This is a genomic window from Streptomyces sp. NPDC102467 (genome assembly GCF_044765445.1).
Taxonomy (GTDB): Bacteria; Actinomycetota; Actinomycetes; order Streptomycetales; family Streptomycetaceae; genus Streptomyces.
Genome location: NZ_JBIWKA010000001.1, coordinates 396828 through 412636, shown reverse-complemented (window position 1 = coordinate 412636; position 15809 = coordinate 396828). Strand labels below are relative to the sequence as shown.

Genomic DNA, 15809 nt, shown 5'->3' with positions numbered 1-15809 from the left:
CCGGTGGCGCGGTGGACGGTTGTCCATCGCGCCACCAAAAGGGGTGAACGGTCGTAACTTTCCCGTGCGCGCGACGTTCGGTCGCGCTAAGAGATCGCCCCGCTACAGAACGCTACGGAGCGTCAAGCCTTGGGAAACACCCAGGGGTTGGGCTTGCACGTGATCCCGCCGGAGCTCAGGAATTTGGTCTGCTGCTGCATGACGGGCGCGAGCGCGCCCTTCTGCGAGCAGGTCACGTGGTTGAACCCCAGCCGGTGGCCGACCTCGTGATTGATGAGCATCTGCCGGTACGGGTAGATGGACTGGCCGTGGAGTACGTCGTCGTAGGTCTTCGAACCCTGCGCCCACCGATAGGCATTGATCATCACGCGCTCGGTGGCGGCGGAATCGCACGACACGTTGTCCTCGGTCGTGTCGAGACCTGACTTGGCGCACCAGTCGGCCGTGGTCCCGGGGCTGGCGAGCGTGATCACGAAGTCCGGCTTGCCCGACGAGATCCGCTCGAAGGTGCGGGCGTGGTCGTGGGCCCAACTCCGCTTGTCGTTCAGAGTCTTCTGTACGGCCTGGGCGAACAGATCACTGTCAAGGCCGAGCCCCTTCTCGACGTCGATGCGGTAGCGGAACTTCTGCCCCTGCCCCGGCGCCTTGGCGAAGCCGGGAACTCCCTCGAAGTCCCCCGAAGCCTTCAGGTTCGCGGCCAGCGGGTACTTCTTGCTCATCTTCTGCGTGTACGTCGCGGGGGCGGCCTGCTCCGTCTTCGACGGGGTGGCCCGGCCGTCCGAGCGCGAAGCCGAGCCGTCGTGGACGCGGGATCCATCGGCGGCCTGCGCGTGCGCGTCGTCGGAGCCCGTGTCCCGGTCGGTGACCTGTCCGGCGACGACCACGGCGAGCACGGTGGTGACGGCGGCCGCGGCGATGCCCGTGTAAGTAAGCCCCTTACCCCGCTTCTCGCGTCCGCCGTCCGCCTCGGCCGAGGCCGGATCGGGCGCCGCGGGCGAGGGCTCGCCCGAGGGCGTGCGCGCCTCGTCGTCCCAGTCGGTCACGGAGGCGTACGGGTCCTCGGCGGCACCCTTGGCGGCACCCTTGTCGAACGCGTCGACGTACTCCTGCCGGGGCCTCTGCCGCGGCACCAACGGGGGCCCGTCAGGCGCCTTGAACCCGCGCCCGGCGCTCTCCCGGCCACCGGGCGCGCCCCAGCCCCCGGTCGACTCCCGCCGCTCGGGATGGCCACCGCGAACATGCGGCGCAGGCCGCGTGGGCGGATGCGTGGGCGGATGCGTGGCGGCGGACGCCTCGGCGGGTTTCCTGCGGCGGCGCCCACTGCCCGGATGCACCGGGCCGGTCGCCTCAGCGCTCGCGAAAGGGGTGGAGGGATTCGAGGGGATGATCGAAGGATCCACGGAAGGACCTATGGGGGAACTTACGGATATGTCGGCGGTGTCGCCGTTGTCTGCCGGTTCTCGGCGGCTGTGCCGTCCCACTGGCCGCCTCAGCTCCCCTGCTCTGTGATGCTCTTGTGCTCTGTGATGCTCTTGTGCTCTGTGATGCTCTTGTGCTCTGTGATGCTCTTGTGGCCCGTGACGCTCTCGTGGTCCGGGATGTTCTCGGTGCTCTCGCCCGTCGCTCCGAGATCGTACTGTCCCTTCAACGCCCCGGTGTCGGCGACAAGTTCCCGGAACGCCGTCGCGACTCTCTCCGGGTACTCCATCATCGCGACGTGCCCCGCGTCCGGCAGCGTCAGGAGGCGCGAGTCCCGGAAAGTCCGCGCCGCGCGCGCCGCCATCCGGTACGAGACCAGCAGGTCACGCCCCCCGTAGACGAGCAGCGTCGGCGCGAGCACCCGCTCGGCCTGGCGCCACAGTCCGTGCTGGCCGCCGAGCGTGTACGCGTTCACCACCCCGCGCGCGGAGCGGGCCATCGCGTCCCAGAAATACGGGAGTTGCAGTCGCCGCTCCATCTCCTCCACGGCGGCCTGGAAGCCCTCGGGCGAGACCCGGCCCGGGTCGCCGTAGCAAAGGGCCGTGACGCCGCGCACTCGCTGCTCCGGCGTCCACTCCTTCGTAAGACGCGTGAAAAGCGCGGCGATGCCAGGCACCGCGAGCAGCCCGGTCGGCAGTGCGGTGCGCTGGACGCGAATCTCGGGCAGGGCCGGCGACACCAGCGTCAACGTCCGTACGAGGTCGGGACGGACGGCGGCAACGCGCGTGGTGACGGCGCCGCCCAGGGAGTTCCCGAAGAGGTGGACGGGGCCGCGGTCGCGCGCGTCGAGGAAACGAATGACGGCACGCGCGTGCCCGGTCACCGAGTAGTTGCCGTCGTCCGGCGGCGGCGAGTCGCCGAAGCCGGGGAGGTCGACGGCCTCGCCGTCCACACTGTCCTCGAGCAGCGGCATCAGCGCCGACCAGTTCTGCGAGGAGCCGCCGAGCCCGTGGACGTACAGCGCGGGCGGCAGTCCTGCGCGGGTGCCCGGACGGGACCGTACCGACAGCGTGAGGCCGGGCAGGCCGACCGATCGGAGCCGTTCTCCTTCAGCGACCTTGACGGTGCCCGGCTTGGGCACCGCGGCGGCGACGGCAAGAGGCACACGCGGCGGCTCGGTCGAAGACATGCGGCATATGTTACGAGACGATCACGCAGTGGATCGTGTGTTCGCCGTCACAGATAGCTCATAGCTCTGCCCAGAGCTCGTCCGGCGCCCCGTGACGCCCACCGCCCCGTCCGCAGACCCGCTCGCCGGCCTCCTCGCAAAGAGACCACATAGCGCCCCCTTCTTGTGTCTCCTACGCTCGATTCAGGGCACCCGCCCACGCACGGAACAGGTGAGGAAGGGAGCCATTCATGACAGTCGACCCCAGGGACCCCGAGACCTTCGCGGTGAGCGAGCCGCCAGAGATGGACGTGGAGGCCCCGGAGGCGGACACCGCCGAGCAGCACACGGAGCTCTCCCCCGAGCAGGACGACGCACCGGACGAAACGGGCGACCCGGACGGATCCGACGAGGCGGACCGGGCGGAACAGGCGCGGGTCGTCGCGATCGACGAGGACGACTATCGGTGAGAGCTTGTGCAAAGAGCGCGTCGGTATGCGCCGCTTTGCGTATGTACATGTGCTACGTGCGTCTTACACAGTCGTCCGGTCCGTGAAATTCTGCGCTCGCACCGCGCACATCGCGGTTACCCAAAAGTACGATGACGACGCGGTGCACACCGCATACTGACGATTTGGGAGGCGGCGTGACAGCCATCGAGCAGACGGAGGCAGCACGCCCCAAGGGCACGCGCTTGCCGCGCCGGGCCCGACGCAACCAACTCCTGGGCGCGGCCCAGGAAGTTTTTGTCGCGCAGGGGTATCACGCGGCCGCGATGGACGACATCGCGGAGCGGGCCGGCGTCAGCAAGCCGGTGCTCTACCAGCATTTTCCGGGCAAGCTCGACCTCTACCTGGCCCTGCTCGACCAGCACTGCGAGTCGCTGCTGCAGTCGGTCCGCACGGCGCTCGCCTCCACGTCGGACAACAAGCAGCGCGTGGCGGCGACGATGGACGCCTACTTCGCGTACGTCCAGGACGACGGCGGCGCGTTCCGGCTCGTCTTCGAGTCCGACCTGACGAACGAGCCGGCGGTACGCGAACGCGTCGACCGGGTCAGCCTGCAGTGCGCGGAGGCCATCTCGGACGTGATCGCCGAGGACACGGGACTGTCCAAGGACGAGTCGATGCTGCTGGCCGTGGGCCTGGGCGGTGTCTCGCAGGTCGTCGCGCGCTACTGGCTGTCCAGCGCGAGCCCGGTCGCTCGGGACAAGGCGGTCGAGCTGCTGACATCGCTGGCCTGGCGGGGCATCGCCGGGTTCCCGCTGCACGGCGTCGAGCAGCACTGAGCGCCACAGACGCCGTTTCACAACGCTGAGCACCACTGAGCGCCACCGAGCACCACTGAGCGCCACAGAGCGCCGTTTCACAACGCTGTGCACCACCGAGCGCCACTGATACGCAGTCACGATTCGCAGTCACGCACTTTTGTTCCCGTCCCGCTGTTCGCTCTTGGCGTGCAGCCGGGGCGGCGGGTGCCTCGCCTCACCGGGCTAATGTTTGCTGCGTACGGCGCGCGGTCGTCCGCGCACATCACGGATCGTCGGAGGGACAAGGCCGTGGAGGTCAAGATCGGCGTGCTGCACACGCCCCGCGAGATCGTTCTGGAGAGCGGCCAGTCCGCCGAGGAGGTCGAGAGCGCGGTGTCCGAGGCGTTGGCCGGCAAGGCGCAGCTGCTCTCCCTGACGGACGAGAAGGGTCGCAAGGTGCTGATCCCGGCCGAGCGGCTCGCCTATGTGGAGATCGGTGAGCCGGCGGTGCGCAAGGTGGGCTTCGGCCCGCTGTAGGGCACCAGGAAGCGTCAAGCAGCACGGATAAGCACCAAGCAGTACCCAGCAGCACCGAAAGGGCCTGACGGCATCGCGCCGTCAGGCCCTTTCGGTGTTCACAGGGCAGGCACAGCGGATGCACACCGGGATGATTGCACCCCGGGTGCCGGGGGTAGACCGGCTACGACCGATTTGCACCAACTGGCAGCGCGGGAGGGACCCTCACCATGCTTCTTGAAGCTCTCGGCTCCGCACTGCTCGGCCTGGCCCTCGCATGGGCCGCGGGCCTGCGGATGCCACACCGACTTCCGTCGCGCACCCTTGTGCTGCCGACCGGAGTCGCGGGCGCCCTGTTCGGGGCGTTCGTCACACACAGCGCGCTGGGCGCGGGCCACGAGATCGCCACGCTCGTCGGCGCGCTCGTCCTCTCGGCGGCCCTGCTGTCGCTGCTGCTCCGCCCTACTCAGGGCAGAGCCCCCCGGCTGAGCCCTAACGCGTAGGGACTAGGCAGCGAGTCCCAGCGCCGCCATCCGCTTCGTGTGCGCCTCGGTGATACGCGAGAACATCCGGCCGACCTCGGCCAGGTCGAAGCCGTCGGCCACGCCCCCGACCAGCATCGTCGACAGCGCGTCGCGGTCCGCGACCACCCGCTGCGACTGGGACAGGGCCTCGCCCATCAGCCGTCGCGCCCACAGGGCGAGGCGCCCGCCCACGCGCGGGTCGGCATCGATCGCCGCACGCACCTTCTCCACGGCGAACGAGGCGTGCCCCGTGTCGTCGAGCACGGCGAGCACCAGGGAGCGGGTGTCCGAATCGAGCCGGGCCGCGACCTCCCGGTAGAAGTCACTGGCGATCGAGTCACCGACGTACGCCTTGACCAGGCCTTCCAGCCAGTCCGACGGGGCGGTCTGCTTGTGGAAGCCGTCGAGGGCGCTGACGAACGGGTCCATCGCGTCGGTCGGCTCGACACCGATCTCCGAGAGCCGGTTGCTCAACTGCTCGAAGTGGTGGAACTCGGCGGACGCCATCTTCGCCAGCTCCGCCTTGTCGCCCAGCGTCGGCGCCAGCTTGGCGTCCTCCGCGAGCCGCTCGAACGCCGCCAGCTCCCCGTACGCGAGAGCACCGAGCAGGTCGACGACGGCGGCGCAGTAGTTCGCGTCCGCGGACGCGGTGGCCCAGTTCTGGGCGGCGATGCCGGTGAGCGCGGGGGTTGCTTCGGCGGACGGCGTGGCGTTGTCAGGCGTCTCCATGGAGCGCACAATAGCCCGCCGACCGCCCCGCGGAACTCCCTGGTCAAGGAGTGTGACGACGGCTACGTGACCAATTCGGCCATCGCACATGCGGGTTTCCGGGGTATGGTGGTAAAGAGCCCGCCGAGTGCAAGCGCGAATTATGGCGCTTGCGCGTACACATGCGACGGGCCGCACGAATGAGGATGCCCGGTCGGAGGCCCGATCGGCTCCGACCCGACAGCCCTCCAGCTCGTCCGTCACACGACGTAGAGCATGTGGAGGGGCCCTCAGCGGCACGAGCGCTCGAGCGTCGGCAGTGGTCCCGCGTCACCCGGTCCACCGCACCCGCGGATCGAGACCGGTGTAACACCGGCACGGTCACGACCCCCGCGTTCGCCTCGCACCGCACCTCACAGAAGAGGCAGCACCCTGACTACGCAGACTTCCACTTTCCGTCAACTCGGCATTCTTCCCGAGACCGCCGAAGCCCTCGAGGCCGTCGGCATCATCACCGCCTTCCCCATCCAGGAGATGACGCTCCCCGTAGCGCTCTCCGGCTCGGACGTCATCGGCCAGGCCAAGACCGGCACGGGCAAGACCCTCGGTTTCGGTCTGCCGATCCTGGAGCGCGTCACCGTCCCCGCGGACGTCGAGGCGGGCCGGGCCAAGCCCGAGCAGCTGACCGACGCCCCGCAGGCGCTCGTCGTCGTTCCCACGCGCGAGCTGTGCACGCAGGTGACCAACGACCTGCTGACCGCCGGCAAGGTGCGCAATGTGCGCGTTCTCGCCATATATGGCGGTCGCGCCTACGAGCCCCAGGTCGAGGCCTTGAAGAAGGGCGTCGACGTGATCGTCGGCACCCCGGGCCGCCTCCTCGACCTCGCCGGTCAGCGCAAGCTCGATCTCTCGCACGTGAAGGCGCTCGTCCTCGACGAGGCCGACGAGATGCTCGACCTGGGCTTCCTGCCCGACGTCGAGAAGATCATCAACTACCTGCCGCCGAAGCGTCAGACGATGCTGTTCTCGGCGACCATGCCGGGCGCCGTCATCGGCCTCGCCCGTCGCTACATGTCGCAGCCGACGCACATCAGCGCCACCTCGCCGGACGACGAGGGCGCGACCGTGCGCAACACCGCGCAGCACGTGTACCGCGCGCACAACATGGACAAGCCCGAGATGGTCTCGCGCATCCTGCAGGCCGACGGCCGCGGGCTCACGATGATCTTCTGCCGGACGAAGCGGACCGCCGCCGACATCGCCGAGCAGCTGCAGAAGCGCGGTTTCGCCTCCGGTGCCGTCCATGGTGACCTCGGGCAGGGCGCGCGCGAGCAGGCCCTGCGCGCGTTCCGCAACGGCAAGGTGGACGTGCTCGTGTGCACGGACGTCGCCGCGCGCGGAATCGATGTCGATGACGTCACGCACGTCATCAACTACCAGACGCCGGAGGACGAGAAGACGTACCTCCACCGCATCGGCCGCACCGGCCGCGCGGGCAAGAAGGGCATCGCGATCACGCTGGTCGACTGGGACGACATCCCGCGTTGGCAGCTGATCAACAAGGCCCTCGACCTGAAGTTCAACGACCCGGTCGAGACGTACTCCTCCTCGCCGCACCTGTACGAGGAGCTCAGCATCCCGGTCGGCACCAAGGGTGTCCTGCCGCGGGGCGAGCGCACGCGTGCCGGGCTCGGCGCCGAGGAGATCGAGGACCTGGGCGAGACCGGTGGCCGTGGCGCTTCGCCGCGCGGTGGCCGCGGTGGCCGTCCCACCCAGGACCGTGACCGTGACCGCGACCGCGGTGGCCGGGATCGCGACCGTGACCGCGGTGGCCGGGACCACGACCGTGATCGTGACCAGGACCGTTCCGCCCGTACGCCGCGTCGTCGTCGCCGCACGCGCAATGGCGAGCCGGTCGCCGCGGAGGCGGCGGCCGCCCCCGCGACTCCCGTGACTCCTGTCACACCCGCCCCGGACGACGCCTCCGAGCCGCGGACGCCGCGTCGTCGCCGTCGTACGCGCGGTGCCGCGCAGGCCGCTCCCGCCGCCGCGGCCGTCGTCGAGTCGGTCGAGACCGTCGTCGCACCGGTACCCCAGCCGGCCGTCGAGGTCGAGGCCCCGGCCGCGCCGCGTCGTCGTACGCGCAGGAAGGCCGAAGGCGCCGTGGACACGGTCGAGGCCGTGGCGCCCGTCGCGGAGACCGTCGAGGTCGAGGTGCCGGCGCAGCCGCGTCGCCGTACACGCAAGAAGGCCGAAGCCGCCGTCGAGACGGTCGAGGCCGTGGCGCCCGTCGCCGAGACCGTCGAGGTCGAGGTGCCGGCGCAGCCGCGTCGCCGTACACGCAAGAAGGCCGAAGCCGCCGCCGAGACGGTCGAGGCCGTGGCGCCCGTCGCCGAGACCGTCGAGGTCGAGGCGCCCGTCAAGCCGCGTCGTACGCGCAAGAAGGCGGAGGTCGCCGTCGACACGGCGGAGGCCGTCGAGGCCAAGCCGGCCCGTACCCGTAAGAAGGCTGCCGCCGCCGCTCCCGCGGAGGTGGCTGTCGCCGAGGCCAAGCCGAAGCGCACGCGCAAGAAGGCCGAGCCTGTCGTCGACGCGCAGGCGGAAGCCGCCGTCGACACCGCCGAGGCCAAGCCGAAGCGCACGCGCAAGAAGGCCGAGCCCGTCGTCGCCGACACGGTCGAGGCCGCCGAGGCGAAGCCGAAGCGGACCCGTAAGAAGGCCGTTGCCGCCGCTCCGGAAGAGGCGCCCGCCGCCGAGGTGAAGCCGAAGCGGACCCGTAAGAAGGCCGTCGCCGCCGCTCCGGAAGAGGCGCCCGCCGCCGAGGCCAAGCCGAAGCGCACCCGCAAGAAGGCTGTGGCCAAGGCTCCCGAGGCCTGATCCGCACCGCGCCGAAGGCCCGGGTCCCGCACTGCGGGGGCCCGGGCCTTCGTCGTGCCCACGCCGGACACGTACCCTCACCGCATGAGCAGGCCCCCGACCTTCACCCCGCCGCCCGGCACCCGCGCCCACGTCCTGCGGACCGCCAGAGGCGACTTCGCCGCGCTCGTGGGGGCGCCGGAGTCCGGTCCCGTGCGGGGCACCGCACTGCTGCTTCCGGGGTTCACCGGGAGCAAGGAGGACTTCATCGCGCTGCACGGGCCGCTGAGCGCGGCCGGGTATCGCAGCGTCGCCGTCGACGGCCGGGGCCAGTACCAGACCGCGGGCCCATCGGATGACGAACGCCCTTACGCGCAGGCCGAGTTGGCGCGGGACGTGCTCGCCCAGGCCGCGGCGTTGGGCCCGGCGCGGGTCCATCTGCTCGGGCACTCGCTCGGCGGCCTCGTCGCCCGCGCCGCGGTCATCGCGGACCCGGCCCCCTTCGCCTCGCTGACACTGATGGCCTCGGGCCCGGCTGCCGTCTCGCTGCCGCAGCGACAGCGTGTCGAGCTGCTCCAGCAGGCGCTCGGCACGCTCGACATGGCACAGGTGTGGGAGGCCATCCAGGCGATGGAGGCGACCGGGGACGTCGTCGACGTACGCGGTGACGAAGAGGATCTACGGCGCCGCTGGTTGAGCAACAGTCCAGCCCAACTCATCGCCACGGGGCGCCAGTTGTGCACGGAGCCCGACCGCGTCGACGAGCTGGCCGCGGTCGCGCCGGCGGTGCACGTGCTGTCCGGGGAGCGGGACGATGCCTGGCCCGTGCCGCTGCTCGACGAGATGGCGCGACGTCTCAAGGCCGAGCGGTCGGTGATCGCCGGGGCGGAGCACTCCCCCAACACCGACCGCCCCGACGAGACGGCCGCGGCGCTGGCCGCCTTCTGGCACCGGCACCCGGCACAGGACCGGTGACGACAGCCTGGAACCGGCCGGGGACGACAGCCTGGAACCGGCCGGGGACAACAGCCTGGAACTGGCCTGTCACGACCGTCTAGAACTGGGCCTGCAGATGCGCCCAGAACCCGTCGCGCAGCGCCCGTCGCAGGTCGGACTGGCCGCGCAGCGAGTACTGGAGCACGCCTTCCGCCTCGACCAGCAGGTCCTGGTCGACCGGCCCCGGCAGGTAGGGGTGGCCGGGCAGCACCTCCGCGAACGCCCCGCGCCCGCGCTCCCCGAGCCAGCGCGCCGCGATCTGCGCCCCGACGAAACGGACCTGGTCGCGGGAGGGGCGCGGCGCCTCCGTGTTCTCGTACGACGTCGTGATGGCGCGGCGGGACACGTACGGCTTGAAGAAGTCGAGGTCGAGCGTGCGCTGGCTGTCGACCTCCCACAGAAGCGGCTCGGCCTGGTTGCGGCCGTCGGGCGCCTCGATGCCCCACAGGTGGACGCGGGCGCCGTACCCCTGGGCGGCCTCGACGGCGGAGACCAGGTCCTCGTCGCCGCCGAGCAGGGCCGCGTCGCTGATGGCACGGTGCCGGGCGAGGGACTCCAGGTCGCTGCGGATGAGCGAGTCGACGCCCTTCTGCTGGTTGTTCGCGTTGAGGTTGCCCAGGCGGACCTTGACGTCGGGCAGGGCGGCGATCGACTGCTGCTCGGTGGTGTGGATGCGGCGGCGAGCCCCGTCGTACCAGTAGACGCGCAGCAGCCGGCTGTCCGCGAAGATCGTGCGGGCCTTGTCGATCAGCGCGTCGATGAGCCCTTCGGCGTCCAGGTCGAAGGAGCGCCGGTCCTCGGTGCCCGCGACGAGCCGGCCGGCCGCCGCGTACAAGTACCCCGCGTCCACGAAGATCGCGTGCGTCGACGGTGTCTTCGCGACCGGCGAGCATCCGCCTGAGCAGGTCGTTCGTGATGGCGAGGCGGGCCTCGACCGCGTCGAGAGGGCTCTCCGCGTTGGTTTCGTTCATTGCCGCTCATTGTCCTGGGCGTCACGCCCCGTGCACAACCGGCCTCGCTACTCGCAGGTAATTAGGTTCCCGAAAAATTTCCTTAGCGTAGGGAATGTTTGCTGGGGGCAACTCGTTGTACCCATACAGAACGCGGGGCACTCTAGCCACGCAATCCACTCTTAACGGTCGGGCAACCGCCTGGCCGTACGGCAGGACCAGACTGGGTCTGGGTCCTGCACCAGTAGTTCTCCTTCAGGAGGATCACCAGACGAAGGGAGAAGCCCTTGCGCTTCGAAATCATGCGACTGGACGACGTCGACGGCACCGCCGTGGACACCACCGTCGTGGACGCCGCCTCCGTCAACCGGATCGTTCAGCAGGCCGCCGCCATCGGGCAGCGCCTCTACATCCGCCCGGCCGAGTCGTCCGCCTCGTAACGGCGTAGCGACTCACACACTTCGAAGCCCCCGTACGCACACTGCGTACGGGGGCTTCGTGTGTTCCGCGGGGTTGCCGAGCGTGCAGCGGGTTCAGCTGTTCTGGATCACCTGGGTCACGCCGTTGATGATCTGCTGCACGGCGATCGCCGAGAGCATCATGCCGGCGAGCCGGGTCACCAGGACCACGCCGCCGTCCTTGATGATGCGGATGATCACCAGCGAGTAGCGCATCACGAGCCACAGGACCACGTGGATGGCGATGATCGCCGTCCAGACGGAGAGCTGCGTCGCGACCGAGTGGGCCTTCTGGACGGCCAGGATCACGGAGACGATCGCCCCGGGCCCGGCGAGCAGCGGCATGCCGAGCGGGACGAGGGCGACGTTCACGTCCTTCGTCTGCTGGGGCTCGTCGGTCTTGCCGGTGAGCAGGTCGAGCGCGATGAGCAGGAGCAGCAGACCGCCCGCGATCATCAGGGCCGGGACCGAGACGTGCAGGTAGTCGAGGATCTGGTGGCCCAGGACGCCGAAGACGGCGATGACGCCGAAGGCGACGCACACCGCCTGGAAGGCCATGCGCTTCTGGACCTTGGCGGGGCGGCCCGCGGTGAGGGCGAGGAAGATCGGGGTGATTCCGGGGGGATCCATAATCACAAAAAGCGTGAGAAAAAGGGATCCGAAAACGGCGACGTCGAACACAGTGAGGGCTTGCCTTGCGGGAGTTGGGCGGAAGTGGGGGCGGGCGCGCGGTCGGAGCCCGTGCGCGAAACCCCCGGACCGCGGGGGCTTGTTCTCGAGCTCTCAGGCGCGGTGTCCGCCGGCGCCCGGCACCGGGAAGGCGCCCGTGGCGCGGCGCGTGATCTCCCCGTAGATCTCGGGGTCGGTCGTGTACTCGCCGAGCACACAGGTCTTGCGGCTGCCGTGGTAGTCCGAGGAACCGGTGGTGAGCAGGCCGACGTCGGCGGCCAGGCCGCGGAGCCGGTCCCTGGTCGCCCGGTCGTGGTCCATGTGGTCGACCTCGATGCCGTCGAGGCCGGCCGCGGCCAGCTCCGCGATCGCCGAGTCGGGGACGGTCCTGCCGCGCTTGGCGGCGGCCGGGTGCGCGAAGACGGTGACCCCACCGGCGGCCTTGACCAGGCGGATCGCCTCGAAGGGGTCCGTCTCGTGCTTCTCGACGTACGCGCGGGCGCCGTCGGACAGCCACTCGGGCGTGAAGGCGTCGGAGACCGTGGGCACGGCGCCGAGTTCGACCAGCGCGGAGGCGATGTGCGGGCGGCCGACGGAGCCGTCGCCCGCGATCCGGGCGACCTGCTCCCAGGTGACCGGGACCCCGAGTCCGTTCAGCCGGGCGATCATGGCCTTGGCGCGCGGGACGCGGTCGTCGCGGACCAGCTCGCGCTCGGCGAGCAGGTCGGGCTCCTCGGGGTCGAAGAGGTACGCCAGCATGTGCATGCTCACGCCGTCGAGGCGGCAGGAGAGCTCGGCGCCGGTGACCAGGGTCGGACCGGCCGGAAGTTCGCGGACCGCGGCGATCGCCTCGGCGTGGCCGCGGGTGGTGTCGTGGTCGGTGAGCGCGACGACGTCCAGACCGGCCGCCGCCGCGTTGCGCACCAGCTCGGCCGGGGTGTCCGTGCCGTCGGAAGCGGTGGAGTGGGTGTGCAGATCGATGCGCACTGCTGCGTACTCCAGGCTCGGACGGACGGGGTTCGGGCCCACCTCGCGCGGAACTCGCACAGAACTTCGCACAGAACTTCGCACAGAGGGGGACGCTCCAGGGTAACGGTGATTTCCAACAGTCCCGTCACCACCAAAGCCTGCCTCGACCCCTTACGGCACGGCTTACGGCTCGGCAACCTGCTGCAGGATGCGCGGTGACAACGCCCCGCACGGCAGCAGATCCGTCTCGGCCCCCGCGTCGCGCAGGTCGGTGAGGACCAGCTCGTCGTACATCAGCAGCCCGGACTGCTCCGGCCACACGATCGCCCACAGCCACAGCCCGCGCGCCTCGCCCGCGAAGACGGCGCGGTCGTCGGGGGTTCCGGAGACGTGCCACATCGGGGTGGGCCGGCCGGCCGCGAGCAGCTTGGCCTGGGGCGGTCCGGCGACGTCCATGTAGGGGCCGGGGTCGGGGCCGTCGATGCCCGCGTAGCGCGCGCCGAGTCCGACGCCGAGCTCCTCGGCGACGAGCACCAGCTCACCGAAGCCGCCGAGGGGGCCGGGGCCCGAGCAGGCGACGGCGGTGGCGCGGCCGCCGGTGCGGTCGTCCCCCGCGTTGGCAACCCCGGTGAACAGCCAGCCGACGGGCAGCGGCCAGGGCATCCAGACGGGGACCTGCGCGCGGCGCACCACGACGCTGAGAGCCTCGACGCTGGGCGGGATCACGGGCTGCAGCGGGTGTACCGCCCCGTGCGCATCGCACTGCCAGGAGTCGGAGAAGAGGCCGGGAGCCCTGACCCGGCCACCACACTTCGGGCAACTGGGTTCGCCCCTCATAAAACTCCACGGTCCTCCCCGTCCCGCGCCGCGTCAAGGACGATCACCCGTCCGGAGGGCGCTGATCCGGGGCGTCCGGGCAGGTCGGCCCGGACAATATAGATGTAGCTTGCATTCATTAGCCCGGCTAACTTATTATGTGTATAGGCCAACGATCCGATACGGACAAGGAGCCGGGAATGAGCCACAGCAGTTCAGGAGGTCCCGCGGAAGGGGACCCGTTCGACGCGGGAGCGACCGGCGCGACCAGCCTCCTGCGTCAGCCGAAGGCGGTCTGGGCGACCGCCGGAGCATCCGTCGTCGCCTTCATGGGCATCGGGCTCGTCGACCCGATCCTGCCGTCGATCGCCAAGGGCCTCCAGGCGACGCCGAGCCAGGTCTCCCTGCTCTTCACCTCGTACTTCCTCATCACCGCCGTCGCGATGCTGGTGACCGGATTCGTCTCCAGCCGGATCGGCGGCAAGAAGACCCTGCTCGTCGGGCTCGCACTCGTCGTGATCTTCGCCGCGCTCGCCGGCACCTCCGGCTCCGTCGGCGAACTCGTCGGCTTCCGGGCCGGCTGGGGTCTCGGCAACGCACTCTTCGTGTCGACCGCCCTCGCCGTCATCGTCGGCGCCGCGGCGGGTGGCAGCTCCGCCGCGATCCTGCTGTACGAGTCCGCGCTCGGCCTGGGCATGGCGTGCGGGCCGCTGGTCGGCGCCCTGCTCGGCAACGCGAGCTGGCGCTACCCGTTCTTCGGCACCGCCGCCCTGATGGCCATCGGGTTCGTCTGCATCACGGTGTTCCTCAAGGAACAGCCCAAGCCCGCCACGAAGACGTCGATCCTCGACCCGATCAAGGCGCTCGGCCACGGCGGACTCGCGTCGGCCGCCGTCTCGGCCTTCTTCTACAACTACACGTTCTTCACGGTGCTGGCCTTCACGCCGTTCGTACTGAACATGACCCCGTACAAGAGCGGCGCCGTCTTCTTCGCCTGGGGCGTGCTGCTCGCGCTGTTCTCGGTGATCGTCGCGCCGCGCATGCAGGCCAGGTTCGGCTCGCTGAAGGTGCTCGGCGGTTCGCTGGTCCTGCTCGCCGTGGACGTGCTCGTCCTCGGCTACGGCAACCACACCGCGGCCGTCGTGTGCACGATCCTGTCCGGCGCCTTCATCGGCGTGAACAACACGGTCTACACCGAACTCGCGCTGGGTGTGTCGGACGCACCGCGGCCCGTCGCCAGCGCCGGTTACAACTTCGTCCGGTGGTTCGCAGCGGCGGCCGCCCCGTTCTTCGCGCCGAAGATCGAGGAGTGGAGCAACATCCACATCCCGTTCGTGGTCGCCGCGATCACGGCGGTACTCGGCGCGGTCGTCGTCTATGTGCGCAGGAACGCGCTCACCCACGACGCCGAGGAGCTGGAGCCCAAGCACGCCTCCGAGGACGGGGTCAGCGTCTTCGCCCGCTAGAACCCGAAGGCTCCCGTCAGTCGAGGGGAACGGACTTGCGCAGCGGATCGCGCAGGTCCGTCCCGCTGTTCAGCCACTTCTCCTGCAGCGCGGCCGCGCCGTGCACCCGTTTCCACGCCGCCTCGTTCTGCGTCATCGGCAGCAGCGGCAGGAAACGTACGGGATCCAGCGGCTCGTCCAGGTCCAGGTCCTCGACCAGGCCGCCCGGCTCCGCCACCAGCACCGAGGTGAACGGAGCCCCTGGCCACAGCGCCTCCCCCACGTCCAGCGAGGCGCCCGGCGCCACGACGACGCCCTCGACCTGCGGCGACGCGGCCAGGACGGCCAGGGGACGCAGCACCTTGTCGGTGTCGGCGAGGGCGGCGCGGACCGTCAGGATCAGTTCGACGCGCGGCCCCTGCACGGGGTCGGCGAGCGCCGCGGTGGGGTCGGACATCGGGGCCGCGGACATGCCGAGGGTCGCGTACCGCACAAGGCCCCCGTCACCGTCGCTGCCGCCGTCGGTGAAACGCAGCACCTCGATCCGGTCGGTGCCGAGGAACGTGACCGCCGCGCGCGCGTCCGGTGCGCCCAGGGCCGTGGTCAGCCGGGCTTCCACAAGCGCTAGAACTTCTGCCATCCAGCGAGCATAGAACTCGCCAGCAACGGGTAAAGACGGGGCTCGCTTCTTCAGTCGGCTGATAGTCTTGGCCGCTGGTCGGGATGGTGCACAGTGTGCGCCCGCCGGGAGCTCTCGGAGCCCTCGAAGAACCGACCACAGACGTCCCTCACGGGGGACCGGCCGGAGGAGGTGGGGCTGTCATGGATCGAAGTCGACCGTGCAGTATCACCCGTTCTTCCGGCCTCTAGGCCAGCACGCCACTCCGCAGCCAGCAGAAACCGTCTGCGTCCCGGGCTGCCCGCGTATGCCGGAAGAGCGCTTCGTTACCGCCTGATCTTTCTGATCTTCCTGATCTGAATCAGTACGCGAAGCCGCCCAGCGTCGGTGCGGTGCTCCCCGCTTTGTGGACGTGCAGCATGTCCGATCGGCACGGACGTCCTCATT

Annotated in this window: 15 protein-coding genes and 1 pseudogene; 8 read left to right on the top strand and 8 right to left on the bottom strand. The window is 70.1% G+C overall.

The annotated features are described in order from the left end of the window. Positions 1–122: 122 nt before the first annotated feature. Both ACIREE_RS01850 and ACIREE_RS01845 read right to left on the bottom strand, forming a co-directional pair. Positions 123–1481 (bottom strand): DUF3152 domain-containing protein, encoded by a 1359-nt coding sequence (locus ACIREE_RS01850; protein WP_404144858.1) that lies wholly within the window; start codon positions 1479–1481, stop codon positions 123–125. Between the two features lie 8 nt (positions 1482–1489). Further along, positions 1490–2608 (bottom strand): alpha/beta fold hydrolase, encoded by a 1119-nt coding sequence (locus tag ACIREE_RS01845; RefSeq protein ID WP_404144857.1) that lies wholly within the window; start codon positions 2606–2608, stop codon positions 1490–1492. A 230-nt stretch (positions 2609–2838) separates the two neighbouring features. Between ACIREE_RS01845 and ACIREE_RS01840 the strand changes: the two genes are divergently transcribed. The 4 genes from ACIREE_RS01840 to ACIREE_RS01825 all read left to right on the top strand — a co-directional run bounded on the left by ACIREE_RS01840 (position 2839) and on the right by ACIREE_RS01825 (position 4855). Further along, positions 2839–3057 (top strand): hypothetical protein, encoded by a 219-nt coding sequence (locus ACIREE_RS01840; RefSeq protein WP_404144856.1) that lies wholly within the window; start codon positions 2839–2841, stop codon positions 3055–3057. Positions 3058–3233: 176 nt separating this feature from the next. Then, complete coding sequence (locus ACIREE_RS01835; RefSeq protein ID WP_404144855.1) at positions 3234–3875, top strand: TetR/AcrR family transcriptional regulator; 642 nt, start codon at positions 3234–3236, stop codon at positions 3873–3875. A 270-nt stretch (positions 3876–4145) separates the two neighbouring features. Further along, on the top strand, positions 4146–4373 hold the full coding sequence (locus ACIREE_RS01830; protein ID WP_363196368.1) for a DUF3107 domain-containing protein: 228 nt from the start codon (positions 4146–4148) through the stop codon (positions 4371–4373). 209 nt (positions 4374–4582) lie between these two features. Further along, positions 4583–4855 carry a hypothetical protein gene (locus ACIREE_RS01825; protein WP_404144853.1) on the top strand — a complete coding sequence of 91 codons (273 nt, stop codon included), beginning with the start codon at positions 4583–4585 and terminating at the stop codon, positions 4853–4855. A 3-nt stretch (positions 4856–4858) separates the two neighbouring features. Here the strand turns inward: ACIREE_RS01825 and ACIREE_RS01820 are convergent, their stop codons facing one another. Then, positions 4859–5605: a ferritin-like fold-containing protein gene (locus tag ACIREE_RS01820; RefSeq protein ID WP_404144851.1), complete on the bottom strand. Its 747-nt coding sequence runs from the start codon at positions 5603–5605 to the stop codon at positions 4859–4861. 513 nt (positions 5606–6118) lie between these two features. On the opposite strand from ACIREE_RS01820, the gene ACIREE_RS01815 reads away from it, so the two are divergent. Together ACIREE_RS01815 and ACIREE_RS01810 are read left to right on the top strand one after the other, a co-directional pair. Continuing rightward, the gene (locus tag ACIREE_RS01815; RefSeq protein WP_404144849.1) at positions 6119–8461 is read left to right on the top strand and encodes a DEAD/DEAH box helicase; all 2343 of its coding nucleotides are present in this window, start codon (positions 6119–6121) and stop codon (positions 8459–8461) included. Positions 8462–8545: 84 nt separating this feature from the next. After that, positions 8546–9415, top strand: coding sequence for an alpha/beta fold hydrolase (locus tag ACIREE_RS01810; protein WP_404144848.1), 870 nt, complete (start codon positions 8546–8548; stop codon positions 9413–9415). 79 nt (positions 9416–9494) lie between these two features. Here the strand turns inward: ACIREE_RS01810 and ACIREE_RS01805 are convergent. Beyond that, a pseudogene (locus ACIREE_RS01805) lies at positions 9495–10407 on the bottom strand (NYN domain-containing protein). 266 nt (positions 10408–10673) lie between these two features. On the opposite strand from ACIREE_RS01805, the gene ACIREE_RS01800 reads away from it, so the two are divergent. Continuing rightward, positions 10674–10826, top strand: a complete 153-nt coding sequence (locus ACIREE_RS01800; RefSeq protein ID WP_181512666.1) for a hypothetical protein — start codon at positions 10674–10676, stop codon at positions 10824–10826. A gap of 93 nt (positions 10827–10919) precedes the next feature. On the opposite strand, the gene ACIREE_RS01795 is transcribed toward ACIREE_RS01800, so the two are convergent. The 3 genes from ACIREE_RS01795 to ACIREE_RS01785 form a co-directional block, all read right to left on the bottom strand. Then, complete coding sequence (locus tag ACIREE_RS01795; protein WP_404144846.1) at positions 10920–11525, bottom strand: MarC family protein; 606 nt, start codon at positions 11523–11525, stop codon at positions 10920–10922. 102 nt (positions 11526–11627) lie between these two features. Then, on the bottom strand, positions 11628–12500 hold the full coding sequence (locus tag ACIREE_RS01790) for a PHP domain-containing protein (RefSeq protein WP_404144844.1): 873 nt from the start codon (positions 12498–12500) through the stop codon (positions 11628–11630). A 165-nt stretch (positions 12501–12665) separates the two neighbouring features. Beyond that, a complete protein-coding gene (locus ACIREE_RS01785; RefSeq protein ID WP_404144842.1) occupies positions 12666–13319 on the bottom strand; it encodes a DUF6758 family protein in 654 nt (217 codons plus the stop codon). Positions 13320–13498: 179 nt separating this feature from the next. Between ACIREE_RS01785 and ACIREE_RS01780 the strand changes: the two genes are divergently transcribed. Then, positions 13499–14764, top strand: coding sequence for an MFS transporter (locus tag ACIREE_RS01780; protein WP_404144841.1), 1266 nt, complete (start codon positions 13499–13501; stop codon positions 14762–14764). 16 nt (positions 14765–14780) lie between these two features. Here ACIREE_RS01780 and ACIREE_RS01775 read toward each other — a convergent pair whose 3' ends face one another. Continuing rightward, positions 14781–15383, bottom strand: a complete 603-nt coding sequence (locus ACIREE_RS01775) for a suppressor of fused domain protein (protein WP_404144840.1) — start codon at positions 15381–15383, stop codon at positions 14781–14783. Positions 15384–15809 lie beyond the last annotated feature (426 nt).

Excerpts from the sequence above, each read along its gene's own strand:
- ACIREE_RS01845 (WP_404144857.1), bottom strand. The coding sequence starts at position 2,608 with ATGTCTTCGACCGAGCCGCCGCGTGTGCCTCTTGCCGTCGCCGCCGCG.
- ACIREE_RS01840 (WP_404144856.1), top strand. The coding sequence starts at position 2,839 with ATGACAGTCGACCCCAGGGACCCCGAGACCTTCGCGGTGAGCGAGCCG.
- ACIREE_RS01825 (WP_404144853.1), top strand. The coding sequence starts at position 4,583 with ATGCTTCTTGAAGCTCTCGGCTCCGCACTGCTCGGCCTGGCCCTCGCA.
- ACIREE_RS01820 (WP_404144851.1), bottom strand. The coding sequence starts at position 5,605 with ATGGAGACGCCTGACAACGCCACGCCGTCCGCCGAAGCAACCCCCGCG.
- ACIREE_RS01815 (WP_404144849.1), top strand. The coding sequence starts at position 6,119 with ATGACGCTCCCCGTAGCGCTCTCCGGCTCGGACGTCATCGGCCAGGCC.
- ACIREE_RS01810 (WP_404144848.1), top strand. The coding sequence starts at position 8,546 with ATGAGCAGGCCCCCGACCTTCACCCCGCCGCCCGGCACCCGCGCCCAC.
- ACIREE_RS01785 (WP_404144842.1), bottom strand. The coding sequence starts at position 13,319 with ATGAGGGGCGAACCCAGTTGCCCGAAGTGTGGTGGCCGGGTCAGGGCT.
- ACIREE_RS01780 (WP_404144841.1), top strand. The coding sequence starts at position 13,499 with ATGAGCCACAGCAGTTCAGGAGGTCCCGCGGAAGGGGACCCGTTCGAC.
- ACIREE_RS01775 (WP_404144840.1), bottom strand. The coding sequence starts at position 15,383 with ATGGCAGAAGTTCTAGCGCTTGTGGAAGCCCGGCTGACCACGGCCCTG.